This is a genomic window from Pseudomonas sp. SIMBA_068, assembly GCF_046534705.1.
Taxonomy (GTDB): domain Bacteria; phylum Pseudomonadota; class Gammaproteobacteria; order Pseudomonadales; family Pseudomonadaceae; genus Aquipseudomonas; species Aquipseudomonas putida.
Genome location: NZ_JAWRYI010000352.1, coordinates 1 through 279 on the forward strand (window position 1 = coordinate 1; position 279 = coordinate 279).

Here is a 279-nt window from a genome sequence, read left to right on the forward strand (position 1 = left end):
CTGACGTAACAGGTTATTAGCGTCAGGCGCGGTTTCAGCAATAAGCTTCACGCTGTCATTGACCGCGCGGGTAAAGTCTCCGGGGATAAACTGGATGTTGTTAATCATTTCATCCAGCAACGCCGCATCGGCTTTGCTGTTGCCCACCATCCGCTGTTTGTAATAGTCGGTTTGCAGCCAGAACTCTCTGCGGGTATCCCACGAGGCCAGTTGCATAACAAACTCTTTATAGGCTTCGTCCATGACCGATGGTTGGTCGGCAGAAGCCATGTTTGAACG

The 279-nt window shown here is 51.3% G+C and carries 1 protein-coding gene; it reads right to left on the minus strand.

The window, feature by feature from the left end:
* The coding region (locus tag SB756_RS29500) for a hypothetical protein (RefSeq protein WP_410913101.1) at window positions 1-243 on the minus strand (243 nt) is incomplete at its 3' end.
* Window positions 244-279 lie beyond the last annotated feature (36 nt).